The organism is Nocardioides sp. YIM B13467, from assembly GCF_042788075.1.
Lineage (GTDB): Bacteria > Actinomycetota > Actinomycetes > Propionibacteriales > Nocardioidaceae > Nocardioides.
In genome coordinates this window covers 4,238,085-4,255,998 of sequence record NZ_JBHZPJ010000046.1, presented here as the reverse complement: position 1 = coordinate 4,255,998, position 17,914 = coordinate 4,238,085, and the positions used below count along the sequence as shown (strand labels likewise).

Genomic DNA, 17,914 nt, shown 5'->3' with positions numbered 1-17,914 from the left:
TGCGGGCGGCTACCGGCCCACGGTCCCGGGCGTGACCACCTCGGCGAAGACCCCGAACGCCGGCTCGCCGGCGCGGTTGAGCGGGCGGTGCGAGGCCAACGTCTTCAGCAGTCGTACGTCCCGCTCCCCCGTCTCCGGTTGGACGTCGATCACGGCACAGCGCGGAATGGGTACGCCGATCCGGAGCGTCGCCCCGCCGACGCGGATCTCCCGGCCGAGCCAGGTGTCCTCGGCGTAGGGCTCGTCGGTCTCGACCACCAGGTTCGGCCGGAAGCGTGCCGCGTCCAAGGCGTCCTGACCGACCTGCTGGGCGAGGTCGCGCAGCGACGCCGTGGTCACCACGGACACGGCACCGGCGAAGACGACGTCTCCGCGACGGGCACGGGCCAGCCGCACGGGCCGGTCGAGCCACCTCGAGAACAGCGCCGCGTGCGGGCCGCCGAGCAGCTCCAGCTCGACCTCCCGGCCCCAGTAGTCGCAGGTGAGCCGCTCGCCTGTCGCGGCCGGCTCCGCCGAGGTGGTCTCCCCGTCGGGCAGCACGATCTCGAGCCGGTCGCCGGCCAGCTCCGCCCGCACCGCGACCAGCGAGGGGTGCTGCACGGTCCGCAGCACCCGCCCGTGGGCCGAGTCGATCTCGTCGACCGACACCAGCGCGAAGCCGCGGTCTCCCACGACCCCCTGGGCGTCGAGCACCACTCGGTCGTAGGGCAGGTGCCTGGTCCCCTTGATCGGCGCGAACCCCGCCCGCGCGACCTTCAGCTCATCGATCACGGGGCCAGTCAACCAGCGCTGCGAAACGCCTCGGCACCCTCGGCCGCCAGCTCCGAGTAGCCGGTCGTGCCGGCGCCGAGCAGCTCCTCCGCGGCCCGCTTGACCGCACCGAGGGCAGCGAACGCGAACGCCCCGCCGACCGAGATGCGCGCCGCCCCCGCCTCGGCAAGCTCCGGCACCGACGGGCCGCCCGGCAGCAGCAGGACGTTGACCGGGCGGTCGACTGCGTCGACCAGGCGGCGTACGTCTTCGACGGCGATGACACCGGGCGCGAAGAGCACATCGGCGCCGGCCTCCTGATAGGCCTGGAGGCGGGCGATGGTGTCGTCCAGATCGTCACGGCCGCGGATGTGGTTCTCAGCCCGGGCGGTGAGGACGAAATCGTCACCGGCGGCTCCGGCCGCTGCCGCGACCCGCTCGGCGGCCTCCTCGACGGAGTAGATCGTGTCCTTCTCGGTCCCGGCGTAGTCCTCGATGGACCCTCCCGCCAGACCGGCGGCCACGGCGAGCCGGAACGTCTCCTCGACCTCGGCCGTGGTGGCTGCGAAGCCCTCCTCCAGATCGGCCGAGACGGGCACGTCGACCGCCTCGACCAGCGCGGTGGCGTGCGCGATCACCTCCTCGCGGCTGACCTGGCCGTCGAGGCGGCCCAGGGTCGCGGCGTACCCGCTGCTGGTCGTGGCCAGCGCCGGGAAACCCAGCGAGGCCAGGACCTTGGCCGAGCCCGCGTCCCAGGCGTTGGGCATCAGCAGCGGGCGTCCGGGCAAGTGCAGCGACAGGAAGTTCTCGGCGAGCGACATGCCGGTCACCCTGCCACGGGACGGCGCAGCCGAGAACCAGATTTCCGGCCTAGGATCGATGAACATGGGCCACGATCACGAACACATCTCACCCGCGGCGGACCGGCGATACCTGATCGCCGCGATGTCGCTCCTGGGTGTGTTCCTGATCGGCGAGGTGACGGTCGCGATCCTCGCCGACTCGCTCGCGCTGCTGGCCGACGCCGGCCACATGCTGACCGACGTCGGCGCGATCGCGGCGGCGCTGTGGGCGATGCGGCTCGCGTCGCGCCCGGCGCACGGCCAGTGGACCTACGGCTGGAAGCGCGCCGAGATCCTCTCTGCGGCGCTCAACGGCATCACCCTGCTCGTCTTCGCCGCGGTCGTCGGCGTGGAGGCGATCCGGCGCTTGATCGACCCACCCGACGCCGAGGGCTGGCCGATGTTCGTGGTCGCGCTCGTCGGCTGCGGCGTCAACATCCTCGCGGCGGCCCTGATGGCGCGCGCCAACCGCACCTCGCTCAACGTCGAGGGCGCCTACCAGCACGTCCTCTCCGACCTCTACGGCTTCACCGGCACCCTCGTCGCCGCGATCGTCATCCTGCTCACCGGATGGACCCGCGCGGACCCGGTCGCCTCGCTCGTTGTCGTCGCCCTGATGACGTACGCCGGTGTCTGTCTGCTCCGCGACAGCGGCCGGATCCTGCTCGAGGGTGCGCCGGCCGAGGTCGACGTCGAGGACCTTCGCCGGCACCTGCTCGGGGTCGACCACGTCGTCGAGGTGCACGACCTGCACGCCTGGACGGTCACCTCGGGCCTGCCCGCGGTCTCCGCCCACCTGACCCTGCTCTCGGAGTGCTTCCTCGACGGCAGCGCGCCGAAGGTCCTCGACCGGGTCCAGGCCTGCCTGGCCGGTCACTTCGACGTCGAGCACTCCACCTTCCAGCTCGAGCCCGAGACGCACCTGGCCCACGAGCCGGGGATGCACTGACAGCCGCGGGCAGCCCCGGGTCAGCCCCGGGTCAGCCCTGGGTCAGCACCGCCCGCAGCCGCTCGATGTCGTCATGAACCAGGGCATAGAGACCGGCGGGGTCTTCCAGCCGCGGCGCCGGGACCGCCAGCGCGACGCCGGCGACCAGCACGCCGGCGTCGTCGCGGACCGCCGCCGCCAGAGATCCGTAGCCCGGCTGACCGACACAGACGACATAGCGTTCCACGGCACCGGCCGCGGGCAGCAGCCCGAGCGCCGCGGCACCCGGGTCCGCGCCGATCTCCGGCGGGTCCGCGAGCGCGGCGGCGGTCACCGGGAAATCGGGATCGACATCGACCAGCTCGAGGCGCCCGTCCCGGAACGATGCCAGGTGAACGCCCGCCCGGATCCGGCCCCGCATCCCGGCCAGGATCTCCGCAGCTTCGCGCTCGCGGTCCGGGACCGCGTTCGATGCCAGCAGCGTCACCCGGTGGCCCAGCGCGAATCCTGACAGGTCGGGCAACCGGACAAGATACTCGTCCTGCACCAGCAGGTTGACCAGCCTGTACGTCGTGGCCCGCGGCAGCCCGAGCGCTGCAGATATCTGCTTGGCGGTGACGCCTGGACCGGCCCGCGCCACCTCCTCCAGGACCGAGAGTGCGCTGCGTACGGCATGCGGCTGCCGGCCGCCGACATCGCCGCCCGGGCTCACTGGCCACTCAGAAGATCGTCCGAGATCGGCTCGTCGAACAGGCCCATCCGGGCGAACCCCTCGCGTCGCCGCAGCCGGACGAACAGGTAGCCGGCCCCACCGGCCAGGACGACCGCGCCGACCAAGCCCAGGGCCAGCGGGTCGGTGCCGCCGACGACGGCGAGATAGACCCCCAGCACACCCGCGAGAGCCACCGCCACGGCGCCGCAGCTCCAGACCGCCGCACGGGTCAGCTCCCCGATCCTGTGCAGGAAGGCGGGCGCGGCGACCGCCACCAGGACGTACGCGACGATGTAGCCGACCGCGGCGACCGCGATCAGCACGCTCATCGCCCGCCAGGGCGACAGTCCACCGGCGAGTAGCACCAGCGGCAGCACCACCGTGACGGGTACTACGACCGCCAGGGCACCGAGCGGAGTGCTGCGCAACGGATCGGTGAACCCGACCGCCCTGGGCAGCACGCCCTCGCGGCCGAGGCTGAAGACCACGCGCGCGAGCGCCGTCAGCGACGCGATCGCGCAGGCCAGGAACGAGGTGGCCTGGCCGAGGTCCAGCAGGCGGCCCAGCAGCGGCACGCCGGCGCCGTCGGAGAGCGCACTGAGCGCGACGTCGTTGTCGGCGACCTGCAGACCGAAGGAGACCCCGCCCGCCTCCTGCGTGTAGGCGGAGAGCAGATAGGTGAACCCGACCACGATCAGGGTCCAGCGCATCGTGCGCGGCACCGTCAGGAACGGGCGTTCCGCCTCCCGGCCCAGGGACGCCGCGGTCTCGAAGCCGACGAAGGCGGTGATCGCGACCGCGGTGCCCGCGACCAGCCCGCCCGGCCCCGGCAACCCCGCCCGGAACGGTGCAGCCAACGCCTCAGCCCCGGCCCGGGACAGCACGGTCACCAGCAGAACCAGCAGCACCGCGACCGAGACCACCTCGACCACGAGGGTGACCCGCGCCGAGGTCCTGATGCCTCGGTGCAGCACCACGAAGCAGACAACGCCGAGCGCCACCACAGCGAGACCGGTCACCACCGCCGAGGAGGCCGCTGCCCCGACCGAGGCCAGGAACGTCTGCACCGACAATGCCGCTCCGACCAGCCCGAACATCGCCACGAAGGCGTACCCGACGGCTTGCCCCGCAGCGGTCACGAACCCGGCGCTCGGCCCGATCCCCTTGGTCACGAACGTGTAGAGCGAGCCGGGTGCCGCCATCCGGCGGGTGAAGTGACCGACCGCCGCGCCGACACCGGCCACCAGGATCCAGGCCAGCACCAGACAGACCAGGAGCGAGTGCCCCGAGCGGACCGCGATCAGTGCCGGAAGGGTCGCTGCGGCGGCCGCCGGAGCGGTGGCCCCGACAGACTGCGCGAGCACGTCGACGAACCCGACCGTACGTCGCTCCAGGCCGGCCATGGGCGACCGCTCGCCCACCTCGGCGACCCGAGGTGGGTCGATGATCGCCCGGTCGAGTGCGTTCATCGGTGCCTGCTTTCCATCCGCCTCGCGTCCTGCTCGAGAGGTTCGGACCAGGCTAGGGGCGCGATGGTTTCGGGCTGGTTACGCGGCCGTCACGCCGCGCGACGCACCAACTGAGAACGGCGTTCCCGTTCGGTCTGCATCGCTTGTTTGCGTCGTGGTGACGGGGACGAAAGCGCGGTCGGAAACGGTGGAACCGCCTGCCCCCGACCCAGGAGTTTCCCCATGACCACCGCAGATCCGGCCACCGTCGCGGCGGCCGCCCCACCCGCCACCAGGCGACTGTCCGGACAGCTCGGCGCCGGATCGATCGTCTTCATGGTCGTCGCCGCAGCGGCGCCCCTGACCGTCATCGGCGGCGGGTTTCCGCTGGCCGCCCTGCTGGGCAACGGTGCCGGCGTTCCCGCCATGTTCGCCATCGGCGGGGTGATCCTGCTCTTCTTCGCCGTGGGGCTGTCCACGATGAGCAGGTACGTCGCCCGCCCCGGCGCCTTCTTCACCTATGTCGGCTACGGCCTGGGCCGCCCCGGCGGGATCGCGGCGGCGTGGCTCGCGATGCTGACCTACACGACCGTGCAGATCGCGGTCTACGGCTTCCTCGGTCTCACTCTCGCGGGATGGGTCGAGGAGAAGACCGGCCTGGCGCTGCCCTGGTGGGCCTGGGCGCTCGCCCTGATCGTCGTCGTCGGCGTGCTCGGCTACCGCCACGTCGAGCTCTCCGCGAAGGTGCTCGGAGCGCTGCTGGCCGCTGAGGTCGGGATCGTCCTGGTGCTCTCCGTCGTGATCCTGGCGCAGGGCGGTGCCGACGGGATCAGCGCCTCCTCGTTCACGCCGTCGGTGATCGCCTCCGGCACCCCGGCGTTGGCGCTGATGTTCTGCATGGCCGGTTTCATCGGGTTCGAGTCGACCGCGATCTTCCGCGACGAGGCCCGGGACCCGGCTCGGACGATCCCGCTGGCGACGTACGCCGCGGTCGCGATCATCGCCGTCTTCTACACCTTCACCTCGTGGGCCCTGGTGCAGGGATGGGGTGACGGCTTCACCGAGGAGATCCAGACCGACTACGAGGGCTTCATCGGCACCACCGCCACGCGCTACCTCGGCGGCGCCGGCGCCGAGATCGTCGCGGTCCTGCTGATGACCAGCCTCTTCGCCTGCGTGCTCTCCTTCCACAACGTCATCACCCGCTACCAGCATTCGATGGCTCACGCCTCGCTGCTGCCCGCGGCAGTGGGCAAGGTGCATGGCAGCCACGAGTCGCCCCACGTGTCCTCGCTCGTGCAGACCGCCACCGCGGCGCTCTTCACCATCGCTTTCGCCGTGCTCGGCCTGGACCCCTACCTGGAGGTCTTCACCTGGTTCTCCGGCGTGGCCACCTTCGCCATCGTGGTCCTGATGGCGCTGACCTGCCTCGCGGTGATCGTCTACCTGGTGAGCAACCGGGTCGGCGCCGGTCTCTGGCACACCTGGATCGCACCCGGGGTCGGGCTCGTGGGGCTGGTCGCAGTCACCGCCGTCCTGTTCATCAACTTCCCCCTGCTCCTCGGCGACGTCGACGCGGCCGGCGCGCCGCGCTTCGGCACCCTCACGGTCACCTTCCTGATCGTGATGGGCGCCTTCCCGGTGCTCGGGATCGTCCAGGCGTACGTCCTGAGACGCAGCCGCCCGCAGACCTACGCGAACGTCATCGACACCATCTCCGAGTGAGGAATCCCATGACCCTGCAGTTGTCACCCACCGTGCGGACCAACCCGGTCTCCTCGCTGACCGCCGCCGAGATCACCGCCGCCAGCAAGCTTCTCCACGAGTCCGGACAGGTGAGCGAGACGACCAGGTTCGCCTACGTCGGCCTCGACGAGCCTGCGAAGGCCGACGTGCTCGCGGCGCTGGCCGGCGGGCCAGCGCCGGCCCGCTGCGTACGGGCCCTACTCCTCGACACCGCGACCGGAGCAGGCCTGGACACGCTGGTCGACCTCACCGCCGGCACGGTCACGGTGAGCGAGGTGGACGGCTCCCGGGGCCAGCTGCCGATCCTCGTCGAAGAGTTCGAGGCGATCGATCCGATCGTCCAGGCCTCCCCGGCGTGGGCAGCCGCGCTGGAGAAGCGTGGCTACGCCGTCACCGACGTGGTCACCGCGCCGCTCTCGCCGGGCTACTACGAGAACCCCGGCGAGGAGGGGAAGAGGATCATCCGGGTCTTCCCGTTCGGCTTCACCGATCCCACGGACCATCCCTGGGCACACCCGATCGACGGGCTCTGCGCCTACGTCGACATCACCGCGGGCGAGGTCATCGAGTTGATCGACAACGAGGTGCTCCCGGTGCCGGCCGAACCTTCGCAGTTTCACCTGGACAAAGGGCGCCCGGCGCCGCTGGAGGGCCTCAAGCCGATCGAGATCACCCAGCCCGAGGGTCCGTCCTTCCAGGTGGACGGCGACGCCGTGACCTGGGCGAACTGGAGCTTCAGCCTCGGCTTCGACGCCCGCGAAGGCCTCGTCCTGCACAATCTCGCCTACAGCGACCCCGACAAGGACGGCGAGGTCCGTCCGGTCGTCTACCGGGCCTCGATCGCCGAGATGGTGGTCCCGTACGCCGACCCCTCTCCCACCCGGTTCTGGCAGAACTACTTCGACACCGGCGAGTACATCTTCGGCCGCTTCGCCAACTCCCTGAAGCTCGGCTGCGACTGCCTCGGCGAGATCCGCTACTTCGACGCGACCCTCGCTGACGAGTTCGGCAACCCGCAGCTCATCCCGAATGCGATCTGCATGCACGAGGAGGACTTCGGCACGCTGTGGAAGCACACCGATCTCTTCGTCGAGGGCGTCTCCGAGGTGCGTCGCCAGCGCCGCCTGGTGATCTCGTTCTTCACCACGGTCGGCAACTACGACTACGGCTTCTACTGGTATCTCTACCTCGACGGCAAGATCGAGTGCGAGGCCAAGCTCACCGGCATCCTGTTCCCGTCCTCCTACAAAGGCATGGAGGAATGGCCGTACGCCACCGAGGTCGCGCCCGGCGTCGGCGCGCCGTTCCACCAGCATCTGTTCAGCGCCCGCCTGGACATGATGGTCGACGGTGTCAGCAACGCGGTCGAGGAGGTCGAGGCGGTCCGGCTGCCGGTCTCGGAGACGAACCCGTACGGCAACGCGTTCACCTACTCCTCCACACGTCTGGCCTCGGAGGCCGAGGGCGCCCGCTCGGCCGACTCCGCTCTTGGCCGCACCTGGCACGTGGTCTCCACGGAGCGTACGAACGCGTACGGCCGGCCGACCGGTTACGCGCTCCACGCCGATCAGAACCCGACGCTGCTCGCGGACCCGTCCTCCTCGGTCGCGGCGCGGGCGGGCTTCACCACCAAGGAGCTCTTCGTCACCGCCTATTCGCCGTCGGAGCGCTATCCGGCCGGTGACCTGGTCAACCAGAACCCGGGCGGCGACGGGCTGCCCGCCTACATGGCGGCCGACCGACCGCTGGACGGGGCCGATGTCGTCCTGTGGCACACGTTCGGCCTGACCCATTTCCCGCGGCCCGAGGACTGGCCGGTGATGCCGGTCGACTACGCGGGCTTCAAGCTGGTGCCGTACGGCTTCTTCGACCGAAACCCGACACTCAACGTGCCGTCGAGCGCGGCGGCCCACTGTGCACCGTCATCGGAGCCGTCCTCGGGAGACGCGTGCTGTCACCANCGAGACGGTCGCCTCGGGTGCGGCGGCGGCCGCCGCCGGCGGCTACACCGCAGTGCTGGCGATGGCCAACACCTCGCCGGTCACCGACACGGCCGAGGCCGCGGTCTCGGTGTGGGACCTCGGCCGCGAGGCAGGACTGGCCGACGTGTTCCCGGTCGGGGCGGTGACCAAGGGTCTGGCCGGCGAGGAGCTCGCCGAGCTGTCCCTGATGAACCGTTCTCGGGCGGGCGTCAAGGTCTTCTCCGACGACGGCCGCTGCGTCTCGGACCCACGGGTGATGCGGCGGGCGCTGGAGTACGTCAAGGCGTTCGGCGGCGTGATCTCGCAGCACTCCCAGGACCCGTCGCTGGCGCCCTACGGCTCGGCCTGCTGTCACGAGGGTGAGCTCTCCGGGCGGCTCGGTCTCCCCGGCTGGCCGGGGGTCGCCGAGGAGGTCATCGTCGCTCGCGACGTGATGCTCGCCCGTCACACCGGCTCGCGCGTACACGTCGCCCACGCCTCCACCGCCGGCACCGTCGAGGTGCTGCGCTGGGCGAAGGCGCAGGCGGAGAAGGACGGCAGCTGGGCGGTGACCGCGGAGGTCACCCCGCACCACCTGCTGCTGACCACAGACCTGCTCGCGGGCTACGACCCGACCTTCAAGGTCAACCCGCCGCTGCGCCCTGCCGAAGACGTCGAGGCCCTGCGTGCGGCGCTGGCTGACGGCACCATCGACGCGGTCGCCACCGATCACGCCCCGCACGCTCGCCAGGACAAGGAGCACGCCTTCGTCGACGCCGCCTTCGGGATGCTCGGTCTCGAGGAGGCGCTCTCGGTGGTCTCGACCGTCATGGTCTCCTCGGGTCTGCTCGACTGGGCCGGCGTCGCCCGGGTCATGTCCTCGACCCCGGCCCGGATCGCCGGTCTCGAGGAGCACGGGCGCCCGATCGCGGTCGGAGAGCCGGCCAACCTGGCCCTGGTCGATCCGGCCGCGACCTACGTCGTGGATCGCGACCGTTCGCTCTCGCTGTCTCGAAACAACCCCTGGCACGACCGCAAGCTCACCGGTCGCGTCGTCGCCACCTACCTGCGGGGGAAGCAGACCTACGCCGGTTAGGCTCCACCGCCATGACCGACGTCTTCTCCGAGAAGCTGGCGCAGTGGCGCGCCTACACCGCGACCCCGTGGGGCCGGATCCGCTACACCGTGGTCGAGGAGATTCTCCGGCGCCAGTGTGCGGAGCTGGGTGAGGGGCTGCGGATCCTCGACGTCGGCGGCGGGGACGGGATGGACGCGCTGCCGCTGGCACTGGCCGGTCACGACGTCACGATCCTCGACCCGTCGGAGTCCTGGCTGGCCGAGGCGAAGCGTCGGGCGGCGGATTCCGGTGCCGACCTGGCCACGCTCGTCGGCGGCCTCGACGACCTGCCCGAGGGGGAGTGGGACCTGGTCCTGTGCCACTTCGTGCTGCACTATCGGTCGGCCGCCGCCGGAGACGTACGCCGCCTCGCGGCCGCCGTGCGCCCGGGCGGCCGCCTCTCGGTGATGGTCCCCAACCCGGCGAGCATGGTGCTGCGCCAGCTGGTCACGGGCGGTCCCGAGGCCGCGCTCACCGAGCTGCGCGCCGACACCAAGCGCACCGTGACCTTCGACCATGACGTACGCAAGGTCCCGATGGACGACCTCGAGGCCGAGCTCGTTTCGGCGGGCTTGCGGCTCACCGGCCGGTTCGGCACCAGGATCGCCAACGACCTGCTCACCGACGACGACGCCAAGGCTGACCCCGCCTACTTCGACCGCCTCCTCGAGCTCGAGCGCGAGCTGTGCGACCAGGAGCCGTTCGTACGCATCGCCGGGATGTACCAGCTCGTCGCGGAGCGACCGGGTTAGGCTCGGCAACGTGGATAACCTCGAGCGCGTCTACAAGATGCCCTTCGGCTCCGTCTACCCGCACTATGTGACGAAGGTGGAGAAGAAGGGCCGCTCCACGGCCGAGCTGCACCAGGTGATCACCTGGCTGACCGGCTTCGACGACGACGCGATCGCCAAGCACATCGAGGCGGGGACGAGCTTCGAGGAGTTCTTCGCCGCGGCCGACCTCAACCCGAGCTCGGAGCTGATCACCGGTGTGGTCTGTGGTGTGCGGGTGCAGGAGATCGAGGACCCGGTCATGCGCCAGGTGCGCTACCTCGACAAGCTCGTCGACGAGCTGGCCAAGGGCAAGGCGATGGAGAAGATCCTGCGCGGTTAATCGGTTGGACTGCGCAGCGGTCGACCGCGTATTCTTTACTCATCATGAAGTTCTTGCGCTGACCTCCGACCCGCGCCCGAGGCACATGCCCGGCGGGTCGTCCTCGAACCCGAAGGCCAGCGCTCTGATGTCATCTTCCATCGTTTCCGGACCGATCGTCGTCCGCGACCTCTCCGTCTCCTTCCGCAGCGGCTCCGTCCTCGCCGGGATAGACCTCACCGTCTCCCCGGGCGAGCGGATCGCGCTCGTGGGGGAGAACGGTGCCGGCAAGTCGACGCTGCTCCGCGCTATCGCAGACCAGCTCCCGCGCACCGCCCAGCGCACAGGCACGCTCGAGGCGCCCGACGACCTCGTCTGGCTGCCGCAGGAGCCGCCGTTCCGCGACGCGGCGAGCATCGAGGACGTACTCGCCACCACTCTGCGTCCGCTCCGGGAGGCCGTCGCCACGGTCGAGACGCTCGCTGACCGTCTCGACGACCCCGCGGTCGCCGAGACGTACGCGAGCGCCCTCGACTTCGCGGTTGCCCACGACGCGTGGGACGCCGACCGGCGGGCCATCCTGGCCGCTGAGCGTCTCGGCCTCAGCGGCCTGGACCGCGAGCGCCCGATCAGCACGCTCTCCGGCGGGCAGCGGACCAGGCTGGCGCTGGCGACCGCGATCACCCGCCGTCCCGACGCGCTGCTGCTCGACGAGCCGACCAACCACCTCGACGACGAGGCCGTTGCGGTGCTGGGGGAGTTCCTACGCGACCTCCCCGGCGTCGTGCTGATGGCCTCCCATGATCGCGTCTTCCTCGACGAGGTCGCCACCGGCCTCTTCGACCTGGACCCGACCGCCTTCGGCACCGATGGTGCCGGCGGTCGGCTCTTCGGAGGCGGGTGGAGCGCCTACGAGGAGGCACGGCAGGCCGCCCGCGAGCGGTGGGAGCAGACGTACGCAGAACAGCAGGACGAGCTCAAGCGTCTCCGCACCGCGACCAGGATCGGCAACGACGCGATCGCCCACAACCGCGGCCCGACCGACAACGACAAGTTCATCTACAAGTTCAAGGGCAGCAACGTCGAGCGCACCGTCGCCCGCCGCAAGAAGGACGCCAACCGCCGGCTGGAGGAGGCCGAGGAGGCACAGGTACGCAAGCCACCACCGCCTCTGAGGCTCAACGCGGCGCTGTCGGCCGCGGGCACGAGCGGGAGGATGGTCGTCGTACACGACCTGGTGATCGAGGAGCGGGTCAGCCTGCCGGTCCTGGACATCGTGGCAGGGGAGCACCTGCTGATCACCGGGCCCAACGGCAGCGGCAAGTCCACGCTGCTCGGCGTGATCTCCGGGCGCGTGAAGCCGACCTCGGGCGAGGTCCAGGTCAGCGCGCGCCATGTCGAGGAGCTCACCCAGGACCCGCAGTTCGGGGATCTGCGCCGCAAAGTCGCCGACGTCTACCTGGAGTCGGTGGGGGAGGTGCTGGCGGCCCAGGTGCCGCTACGCGACCTCGGCCTGGTCCACCCGCGCGACCTCAACCGGCCCGTCGGCGCGCTGAGCGTCGGCCAGCGTCGGCGGCTCGACCTGGCGATCGCCATCGCCACCGGCCCGGACCTGCTGCTTCTCGACGAGCCCACCAACCACATCTCGCTCACCCTGGCGGGTGAATTGGAGGAGGCGATCGGAGCCACTGCGGGCACGATCGTCGTGGCCTCCCACGACCGTTGGCTGCGGCAGCGCTGGATCGGTCAGGAGCACCGGCTCGTGCCCTGACGGGCCACTTGCGAGCGAAACCCTGTGGATGAGCAGCGTTATCCACAGGCGCCGGGATCCTCGTTGTCCTACTCGACGGGCCATGGTGCCTTTGACCCATGACCGACAAGATTCCGTACGCTCCAGTCCTCCGCACCCAGGCCGACGTCGAGGCGGCCTGGCGACACCTGATCAATCCACTCGGCTGGCCCGAGCCGCGGCTGTGGTTCATGCTCGTCGGGGCAGACGGCGTTCCGTTCCCACAGCTGTGCCAGATCGAGCAGGTGCCTGTCGAGATCGGTGACGACGGTGCGGGCAATGTCGCCACGATGCTGCACGACCTGATCGATGAGCTGGGCCTCGACCGGGTCGAGCTCCTGCTGTGCCGGCCGGGCGGTGGTCCACCGAGCCAGTCCGACCGGAAGAACGCCGCTCATCTCTACGGAGCGTGTGCCGTGGCCGCCGTACCGGTCGATGTCATCCACCTCGCGACCGACCAAGACTTCTGGCCGGTCCCGTTGGACGCGCTCGGCGAGCTCAGAACTCCAGCGTGACCTTCGTGTCGCCGAGTTCGCGCGAGACGATGCGGTCGAACTCCGCCGAGGCGGCCTCACGCTCGACGAGGTCACGCAGCGCGTGGTCGATCGCAGCCTGGTTGGTCGTCGTCCCAGCGATCTTCCTCGCCTCGGCCAACAGCTCTTTGTCGATGCTGATCGACGTCTCGGTCATTGCGTACCCCCGCACGGAAATCTGGATGAAACATCGAAACGCTAGCGGTGCACAACCATGCAACGCAATGACCTGCGACAACCGTCACATCGTGTCGCACTCACCTGGCGCCGTGCCTGGCCGGGATGTCGGTGCTCGCCTCTATGGTCCACAACCACGAGCCCGGAAGACCGACTGCTGACCGACATCACGATCATGGTGGACTCGATCGAGCCGATGGACCCGGTCGAAAGCGGCCACATCGCCGACGCGTCGGCGTGGTTGTGCGTGACCAACGACGTGTTCCGGCGCACCACCGCTCCGACCGAGCCGGCCAAGCACCTGGTCTCCTACTTCCTGCTCGTCGATCCGGTGAGCGGCCACATCCTGCTGGGCGACCACCGCAAGTCGGGCCTGTGGCTGCCGTCGGGAGGTCACGTGGAGCCGGGCGAGAATCCCGCCGAGACCGTTCGCCGGGAGTGCGTCGAAGAGTTGGGCGTCGAGGCACGGTTCCAGCCCGGCCTCGGACCACGGCCGTTGTTCATCACTGTGACCACGACGAGGCCCGACCGCCCGGACCCGCACACCGACGTCAGTCTCTGGTTCGTCCTCGCCCACGACCGCCGAGTCCCGTTGGTGCCGGACGAGCGGGAGTACGCCGGTGTGCGCTGGTGGACGCCCTCCGAGATCCGCGCCGCCGACTCGAGCTCCTTCGACCCGCACATGGGTCGAATGCTCGACAAGCTGAAGACCCTCGGAGCCTGAGCCTCACTCAGGACCGCTCAGCTCCTGCTGGAGTCGCTCGACACTCGGCAGGCTGGCCCGCAACTGATACTCGGCTACTCCGAGCGGCTGTGTTGAACCGCGCAGCGAGTACTCCGCGACGACCTGGTTGCGGCTCTGGCACAGCAGGATCCCGATCGTCGGGGCATCGTCGGGATGCGCCATCTCCCCGTCGACCGCCGCCAGATAGAAGTTGAGCTGCCCCAGGTGCTCGGGCCTGAACTTCCCGGCCTTGAGCTCGATGACGACGTAGCAGCGCAGCCTGAGGTGATAGAAGAGCAGATCGATGAAGAAGTCTTCGCCCCCGACCTCAAGCAGAACCTGACGCCCGACGTACGCGAACCCGACTCCGAGCTCGACCAAGAACTCGGTGACGTGGTCGACCAGGGCCTTCTCGATCTCGCGCTCCATGGCTTCGCCGCCGACGCCGAGGAACTCAAAGTTGTAGGGGTCCTTGACGATCTCTCGAGCGAGATCCGAGGCCTCCGGCGGAAGCGTGCGTTCGAAGTTGCTGATCGCTCGTCCGGATCGCTCAAGGGTCCGGAGGCGGATGTGATGGACGAGCACGGCCCTGGACCAGCCGTGTTCGACTGCCGCGGTGGCGTACGCCAGCCGTTCATCGGTGTTCTTCAGCTTGCTGAGCAACTCGATGTTGTGGCCCCAGGACAAATTGTCCAACGGCCGTTGGACAATTGCCTCCCGGGTCCAGGCCGCCGCGAACGAGCGCATGTACATCAGGTTCGCACGTGAGAATCCGGTCATCCCCGGGAAGGCCTGCCGCAGATCGCCGGCGAGTCGTTCGACGATCTTGCTACCCCAGCCTTCGGCCTCTTGTTTGACGACGATCTCGTGGCCGATGTCCCAGTAGAGCCGGATCATGGCTGCGTTGAGCGCGACTGCCGCCTGTTGCTGCGCCCTGCGGATGTGGGTCTTGAGGTCGTTAAGCCACGTGGCGTAGCCGTCGGGCAGCGAAACAGAGTCGGTCATGGCGCGTTCTCCTTGGAGGCGTACGAATCACCGCCTGCGATTGCAGGCGGTACGTTCGCCGCTCCTGGAGGCGCCAATGGCGCTATTACTTACCCTCGCGACTGGCGGCCCCTTCTCGCGGACCTGGCTGGCCCGGTACTTCGGAGTGATCGCCTGAGTTGCCTTGATTAGATCATCTGTTCGTGGCCGGGGACAGGAGGCGCGGCCCGGGCGAGGCGATCGACGAGTCGCAAGGCATCAGGTAGGCGGGCGGAGCCGGCCATGGTGCGGACCAGGTGAGCGGCATCTGCCAGCGGCATTCCCGCGGCCGTGACGTACAACGGCCTTGTCGAGGTTCCGCGGAGGACGGGCTCGGCGTGGTTGGCGGCGCGGAAGCTGGTCTTGGCGACGCCGATGACCGCTGGCGCGAGGCCGGCGTTCCAGGCGTGCCACCCGAGACCTGGTCGTCCGTGCGAGTCGAGGTCGACGTAGCCGTCGACGATGAGTACGTCGAGCGGGTCGGCGTCAGCGAGGAGGGCCGTCAAGGCGGGCAGCTCTCGTTCGTAGAACCTGCCAGGGGCGTAGTCGGCGACGGTATCGAGCCAGGCCGTACGTCGCTCGATGATCGCGCCGAACTCGGGGTCGTCACTCACCACCAGGGCGGCATGCCCCCCACCGGATGGTGGGTAGTGGACGTCGGTCGCCCCGAACCTCGTCGTCACGGTCACAGAATAGGGCGGCCGAGTGGAACACCGGTGAGTCGCGCATCAAGCACATGCCAGGATGGAGTCGAGAAGGACCGATGTGGGTCCGTGAACGCAAGGGTTAGAGATGACGGACGCAGCGTGGTACCCGGACCCGACCGGACAGGCCGAGCTTCGCTACTACGACGGGAGCCAGTGGACGGAGCACGTTTCCACGGGCGGGCAGCAGTCGACGGCGCCCCTGACGCCGCCTCAGGCCACTGTGGAGCAGGAGGCGCCGACGCAGGTCGGGTCGGCGCAGGCGGTGCAGGCTGCCTACGGCGAGAGCGCCCAGGCGCAGCCGGCCCAGGCTGCGTCGGCCCAGTACGGGCAGCAGGCCGCCCACGCGCAGGCTCACGCCCAGGCCCACGCCCAGGTCCAGCCCACGGGCGACCCGTTCGCCGGGATCTCGGGCGACCTGATCGACGGCCGTTTCGCCGAGATCCAGGGCGACGGCGCGGTGCTGCAGAACAAGAGGCTCCTGCGCGTACGCGTCGGGGAGCCGTTCCAGGCGCGTCAGGGCTCGATGGTGGCCTATCAGGGCAACGTGCAGTTCAAGTACCAGGGCGGCGGCGTGGGGAAGTTCCTCAAGCGGGCCGTGACCGGTGAGGGCCTCAGCCTGATGGGCGTCGAGGGTCAGGGCGACGTCTTCCTGGCCGACGCGGCCAAGGAGGTCCACATCCTCCAGCTGAACAACTCCGGCATCTCGATCAACGGTGACCACGTGCTCGCCTTCTCCGGCGGCCTGCAGTGGAACATCGAGCGGGTCCAGGGCGCCGGCATGCTCACCGGCGGTCTCTTCAACACCACGCTGCGCGGCACCGGCTGGATCGCCGTCACCACCGAGGGTGACCCGGTCGTTCTCAACGCCGGCGATGCGCCGACCTTCACCGACACCAACGCGGTCGTCGGCTGGTCGCTCGGCCTGCAGACCAGCCTGCAGAAGTCGTTGACCGCCGGTGCGCTCATCGGCCGGGGCAGCGGCGAGGCGTTCCAGGTCGCCTTCCACGGCGCCGGCTTCGTCATCGTCCAGCCGTCCGAGGGCGGGGTCGTGCCGCCCCACTCGCACAGCTGAGCCCGACCACAGCAGGCCGAATGCCGCGTACGTCACAGTGCTGGCGTACGCGGCGGACGCCAACTGCCGTCAACCGGCATCTGCTTGATACTGTCACCAGCAAGTTGACCGACATCCTTTAAGCACCGTCCCGTGAGGCGGAGAAGGAGGTACGGCGTGCCGCTGCATGCCCACAAAGAAGCACTCCTCGTACTCGAGGATGGTCGATCGTTCCGGGGGGAGTCGTTCGGTGCCGAGGGTGAGACCTTCGGCGAGGCGGTCTTCTCCACCGGTATGACGGGCTACCAGGAGACGCTGACCGACCCGAGCTACCACCAGCAGGTGGTCGTGATGACCGCCCCGCACGTCGGCAACACCGGCGTGAACGACGAGGACCCCGAGTCCCGTCGGATCTGGGTGGCCGGATACGTCGTACGCGACCCGGCCCGGGTCCCCTCCAACTGGCGCGCCCAGCGCAGCCTCGACGACGACCTCCGCGACCAGTCGGTCGTGGGCATCGCGGGCATCGACACCCGCGCCCTGACCCGCCACCTGCGTGAGCGCGGCGCGATGCGCGTCGGGATCTCGACGATCGAGACCGATCCCGAGGTCCTGCTGAAGAAGGTGCTCGCCTCCGCCGAGATGAGCGGTGCGAACCTCTCCGACGCGGTCAGCACACAGGAGGCGTACGTCGTCCCCGCGAAGGGCGAGAAGCGGTTCACCGTCGCGGCCCTCGACCTGGGCATCAAGGAGATGACCCCGGAGCGGATGGCCGAGCGCGGCATCGAGGTCCACGTGCTCCCGGCGACCGCGACCCTCGAGGACGTCCTCGCCACGCAGCCGGACGGGCTCTTCTACTCCAACGGCCCCGGCGACCCGGCGGCGACCACCGGCCAGGTCGAGCTGCTCAAGGCGGCGCTGGCCGAGAACATCCCCTACTTCGGCATCTGCTTCGGCAACCAGCTCTTCGGCCGCGCGCTCGGTTTCGGGACGTACAAGCTGAAGTACGGTCACCGCGGGATCAATCAGCCGGTCATGGACCTCACCACGCGCAAGGTCGAGGTGACCGCCCACAACCACGGCTTCGCTGTCGACGCACCCATCGGCGAGGAGACCACGACGCCCTACGGCATCGCGACCGTCTCCCACGTCAACCTCAACGACGACTGCGTCGAGGGCCTCGAGCTCAAGGACGCCGAGACCGGGAAGCTCAAGGGCTTCTCCGTCCAGTACCACCCGGAGGCAGCGGCCGGCCCGCACGATGCCGCCTACCTCTTCGACCGGTTCATCTCTCTCATGGCGAAGGAGGTCTGA

17 protein-coding genes and 1 pseudogene are annotated in these 17,914 nt (G+C 69.7%); 11 read left to right on the top strand and 7 right to left on the bottom strand.

Annotated elements, in window-relative coordinates; all coding sequences use genetic code 11:
- Nucleotides 1–9: 9 nt before the first annotated feature.
- Nucleotides 10–771, bottom strand: a complete 762-nt coding sequence (locus ACFX43_RS27620; RefSeq protein ID WP_378839496.1) for an MOSC domain-containing protein — start codon at nucleotides 769–771, stop codon at nucleotides 10–12.
- Between the two features lie 8 nt (nucleotides 772–779).
- A complete protein-coding gene (locus ACFX43_RS27615) occupies nucleotides 780–1,571 on the bottom strand; it encodes an isocitrate lyase/phosphoenolpyruvate mutase family protein (protein ID WP_378839493.1) in 792 nt (263 codons plus the stop codon).
- Nucleotides 1,572–1,629: 58 nt separating this feature from the next.
- Here ACFX43_RS27615 and ACFX43_RS27610 point away from each other — a divergent pair, with 58 nt between their 5' ends.
- Complete coding sequence (locus tag ACFX43_RS27610; RefSeq protein WP_378839488.1) at nucleotides 1,630–2,541, top strand: cation diffusion facilitator family transporter; 912 nt, start codon at nucleotides 1,630–1,632, stop codon at nucleotides 2,539–2,541.
- 31 nt (nucleotides 2,542–2,572) lie between these two features.
- On the opposite strand, the gene ACFX43_RS27605 is transcribed toward ACFX43_RS27610, so the two are convergent.
- Together ACFX43_RS27605 and ACFX43_RS27600 are read right to left on the bottom strand one after the other, a co-directional pair.
- On the bottom strand, nucleotides 2,573–3,232 hold the full coding sequence (locus ACFX43_RS27605; RefSeq protein WP_378839484.1) for a helix-turn-helix domain-containing protein: 660 nt from the start codon (nucleotides 3,230–3,232) through the stop codon (nucleotides 2,573–2,575).
- The gene (locus ACFX43_RS27600; protein WP_378839479.1) at nucleotides 3,229–4,701 is read right to left on the bottom strand and encodes an APC family permease; all 1,473 of its coding nucleotides are present in this window, start codon (nucleotides 4,699–4,701) and stop codon (nucleotides 3,229–3,231) included. Before ACFX43_RS27600 ends, ACFX43_RS27605 begins: the two co-directional genes overlap by 4 nt.
- Before the next feature lie 222 nt (nucleotides 4,702–4,923).
- Here ACFX43_RS27600 and ACFX43_RS27595 point away from each other — a divergent pair, with 222 nt between their 5' ends.
- From ACFX43_RS27595 to ACFX43_RS27565, 7 genes and pseudogenes are all read left to right on the top strand, one after another.
- On the top strand, nucleotides 4,924–6,405 hold the full coding sequence (locus tag ACFX43_RS27595) for an APC family permease (RefSeq protein WP_378839476.1): 1,482 nt from the start codon (nucleotides 4,924–4,926) through the stop codon (nucleotides 6,403–6,405).
- Between the two features lie 8 nt (nucleotides 6,406–6,413).
- Nucleotides 6,414–8,300 (top strand): annotated as a pseudogene (locus tag ACFX43_RS27590) (primary-amine oxidase); the annotation flags it as partial.
- A gap of 40 nt (nucleotides 8,301–8,340) precedes the next feature.
- Nucleotides 8,341–9,483 carry a dihydroorotase gene (locus tag ACFX43_RS27585; RefSeq protein WP_378839471.1) on the top strand — a complete coding sequence of 381 codons (1,143 nt, stop codon included), beginning with the start codon at nucleotides 8,341–8,343 and terminating at the stop codon, nucleotides 9,481–9,483.
- A gap of 11 nt (nucleotides 9,484–9,494) precedes the next feature.
- Nucleotides 9,495–10,256, top strand: a complete 762-nt coding sequence (locus tag ACFX43_RS27580) for a methyltransferase domain-containing protein (RefSeq protein ID WP_378839467.1) — start codon at nucleotides 9,495–9,497, stop codon at nucleotides 10,254–10,256.
- Between the two features lie 10 nt (nucleotides 10,257–10,266).
- Entirely contained in the window at nucleotides 10,267–10,617 is a 351-nt protein-coding gene (locus ACFX43_RS27575; protein ID WP_378839462.1) for a DUF2200 domain-containing protein, read from the top strand.
- A gap of 127 nt (nucleotides 10,618–10,744) precedes the next feature.
- Nucleotides 10,745–12,367: an ABC-F family ATP-binding cassette domain-containing protein gene (locus ACFX43_RS27570; protein WP_378839458.1), complete on the top strand. Its 1,623-nt coding sequence runs from the start codon at nucleotides 10,745–10,747 to the stop codon at nucleotides 12,365–12,367.
- A gap of 98 nt (nucleotides 12,368–12,465) precedes the next feature.
- Nucleotides 12,466–12,900, top strand: coding sequence for a hypothetical protein (locus ACFX43_RS27565; RefSeq protein WP_378839451.1), 435 nt, complete (start codon nucleotides 12,466–12,468; stop codon nucleotides 12,898–12,900).
- Here the strand turns inward: ACFX43_RS27565 and ACFX43_RS27560 are convergent.
- A complete protein-coding gene (locus ACFX43_RS27560; RefSeq protein WP_350658798.1) occupies nucleotides 12,884–13,075 on the bottom strand; it encodes a type II toxin-antitoxin system VapB family antitoxin in 192 nt (63 codons plus the stop codon). The genes ACFX43_RS27565 and ACFX43_RS27560 overlap by 17 nt on opposite strands.
- Nucleotides 13,076–13,270: 195 nt before the next feature.
- Between ACFX43_RS27560 and ACFX43_RS27555 the strand changes: the two genes are divergently transcribed.
- Nucleotides 13,271–13,819 carry an NUDIX hydrolase gene (locus ACFX43_RS27555; protein WP_378839443.1) on the top strand — a complete coding sequence of 183 codons (549 nt, stop codon included), beginning with the start codon at nucleotides 13,271–13,273 and terminating at the stop codon, nucleotides 13,817–13,819.
- Between the two features lie 3 nt (nucleotides 13,820–13,822).
- Here the strand turns inward: ACFX43_RS27555 and ACFX43_RS27550 are convergent, their stop codons facing one another.
- The gene (locus ACFX43_RS27550; protein ID WP_378839440.1) at nucleotides 13,823–14,824 is read right to left on the bottom strand and encodes a YhcG family protein; all 1,002 of its coding nucleotides are present in this window, start codon (nucleotides 14,822–14,824) and stop codon (nucleotides 13,823–13,825) included.
- A 167-nt stretch (nucleotides 14,825–14,991) separates the two neighbouring features.
- On the bottom strand, nucleotides 14,992–15,525 hold the full coding sequence (locus tag ACFX43_RS27545) for an endonuclease V (protein ID WP_378839437.1): 534 nt from the start codon (nucleotides 15,523–15,525) through the stop codon (nucleotides 14,992–14,994).
- A 109-nt stretch (nucleotides 15,526–15,634) separates the two neighbouring features.
- Between ACFX43_RS27545 and ACFX43_RS27540 the strand changes: the two genes are divergently transcribed.
- The gene (locus ACFX43_RS27540) at nucleotides 15,635–16,621 is read left to right on the top strand and encodes an AIM24 family protein (RefSeq protein WP_378839432.1); all 987 of its coding nucleotides are present in this window, start codon (nucleotides 15,635–15,637) and stop codon (nucleotides 16,619–16,621) included.
- Between the two features lie 156 nt (nucleotides 16,622–16,777).
- Nucleotides 16,778–17,914 (top strand): glutamine-hydrolyzing carbamoyl-phosphate synthase small subunit, encoded by a 1,137-nt coding sequence (gene carA, locus ACFX43_RS27535; protein ID WP_378839428.1) that lies wholly within the window; start codon nucleotides 16,778–16,780, stop codon nucleotides 17,912–17,914.